Here is a 1,850-nt window from a genome sequence, read left to right as displayed (position 1 = left end):
CTAATAGTATTAGTGATTCTTGCAAAACACATTATTTATAGAAGGAAATTGAAATGACAAGTAATGAGTTTGAATTGTTATTTAAAGAATACTGGACAGATACAGCATCTGGTTTAGTTATTACCTTAGAGGCAATTACAAAAATTATAGTAAAGCTGATTATGCAAACTCTTATAAACAGTGGGAAATAGCTAATGATGTAGCTAAAAAATATAGTGAGTATGCTCAAAAAGCTCAGGACCTTGCTCAGAAAGCTGATTTAGCAGGCCTTGAAGGTAAAGCCGCAAAGCAAAATGCTTTAGATAGCATGGCGCAAGTATTTAGGGATCTATCAGATAATTTAAAAGTTAAAGGATTTGATGCAATACAAGATTCTTTTTTGAGTGAAACAAAGGCGTTGCGAAGAGAATTTTTAGGAACTCTTGCTAAAGCAATGGGGCCTGCTATAGATTCGATAAAACGGTGGGTTATATCGGCCGCATCAACAGAGACGCCATGGTAGTGAGCAATGATAGATAAAGCATGGAGAGAAGTGCTGGGATTCATAGTTATAAATAGTTGAGTTAAGTCATTTTTAGTATAAGCGTGCAACTTGATTTTAGCGCATGTTCAGCTAATGTACAGCTTTAGTTATTAGGTATGGAGCTTAAATGAATATGAAAAAATACTTAATTATATTTTTAATATTTATAGTTTTAAGTATTTCTGGGTGCAGTAAAGTAGATCCTCCAATTTTTGGAGATGAATATTATGTTAGATTTAAGTTATATGGGAAAGATGTTTTTTTGGAGATACCGTATGGATATTTTTATAATGCTTCAATGAAAGGGAAAGATTGGCGTTTTGTAAATAAAAAATTACCACCAAGTAATGCATTTACCTTGCAAATAATACCTGATTTTATTAATAAAAAATTTATTATTTTTAATAAGGAATCAGCTAATGAGTATTATAAATTATCATCAATAAGTAGTTTAATATATTTGGAGTCTGTAGATGGTTATAATATTAATTTTAAGAAATATGAGTCTAGGCTGAGTAGAGATTTAAAATACTATTGTGGTAGTGAGTATTCATGTTACTTAAATAAGGATAAGTCTGAAGGCTTTTCTGGGTACACACTTATAAAAGATAGTAAAGATTCAGGGTTTATTATTACAATGTCTAATGAGGGAGAGTTTAATGGCATGTCTATAATTAATTATAGTTTAAAAACAAAATACTTATCGGTACGATTTTCATTAAGATTAAATGGCTATTTTATAGAAGAAAACTATGCTGTTTCTTTTGCAAAGGAAATGATAAAAATTGTTAATGGATTTATTAAGGACGAATGAGTTATGAAAGCACCAGTTTTAACTGAAAAACAAATTATTAATTTGAAAGAATTTAGTGATAAAAAAGACTATAAAGGTGGTTGGAAATATCTAGCAAGTCTAGGGGATTCTTATGCGGATAACGCAGCTGTTGTAACTGGTGAGCCAGTAAATAAAGCAGGTCTTGATTATTTAATGCAACGAATGGTTCAACACATTTGGATAAATACAGTAGGATGGGAAAATTATAGCAATAAATTTGAATCTGTCGCAGCTAGACACTTTGAAAATTATGTAAGGCTTATAAAAGAAAACGATGGAGTCCTTCCTAAAACACATCACCATCCTCGCGCCAAACTACCGCAGGTAGTGAAACCATATCTAAGCGTTCAATATCTTTTTTAACCACTTTGGCTTTAAGTTCTAAATACTTAGCGGCTAATAACCATGTATTTAAATTGAGATCTAGTTCACCTTCTTCTATAAAACGGTGAGTTATATCGGCCGCATCAACAGAGACGCCATGGTAGTGGG

Annotated in this window: 5 protein-coding genes; 3 read left to right on the top strand and 2 right to left on the bottom strand. The window is 31.7% G+C overall.

Features of this window, described 5'->3' with window-relative positions:
- Positions 1 to 53 precede the first annotated feature (53 nt).
- Positions 54 to 191, top strand: a complete 138-nt coding sequence (locus VQ643_RS16185; RefSeq protein ID WP_414201532.1) for a hypothetical protein — start codon at positions 54 to 56, stop codon at positions 189 to 191.
- A 55-nt stretch (positions 192 to 246) separates the two neighbouring features.
- Here the strand turns inward: VQ643_RS16185 and VQ643_RS16180 are convergent, their stop codons facing one another.
- Complete coding sequence (locus VQ643_RS16180; RefSeq protein WP_414201530.1) at positions 247 to 546, bottom strand: hypothetical protein; 300 nt, start codon at positions 544 to 546, stop codon at positions 247 to 249.
- A 104-nt stretch (positions 547 to 650) separates the two neighbouring features.
- On the opposite strand from VQ643_RS16180, the gene VQ643_RS16175 reads away from it, so the two are divergent.
- Together VQ643_RS16175 and VQ643_RS16170 are read left to right on the top strand one after the other, a co-directional pair.
- Positions 651 to 1,337: a hypothetical protein gene (locus tag VQ643_RS16175; RefSeq protein WP_414201528.1), complete on the top strand. Its 687-nt coding sequence runs from the start codon at positions 651 to 653 to the stop codon at positions 1,335 to 1,337.
- A gap of 3 nt (positions 1,338 to 1,340) precedes the next feature.
- Complete coding sequence (locus VQ643_RS16170) at positions 1,341 to 1,721, top strand: hypothetical protein (RefSeq protein ID WP_414201526.1); 381 nt, start codon at positions 1,341 to 1,343, stop codon at positions 1,719 to 1,721.
- Here the strand turns inward: VQ643_RS16170 and VQ643_RS16165 are convergent.
- A partial coding sequence (locus VQ643_RS16165) for a cysteine peptidase family C39 domain-containing protein (protein ID WP_414201524.1) occupies positions 1,645 to 1,850 on the bottom strand: 206 nt, incomplete at its 5' end. The two genes, VQ643_RS16170 and VQ643_RS16165, sit on opposite strands and share 77 nt — an antisense overlap.

The sequence above is a fragment of the Pseudomonas sp. F1_0610 genome (assembly GCF_047470865.1).
GTDB lineage: Bacteria > Pseudomonadota > Gammaproteobacteria > Pseudomonadales > Pseudomonadaceae > JAZDRH01.
This window is presented reverse-complemented; position numbering and strand designations above follow the sequence as displayed.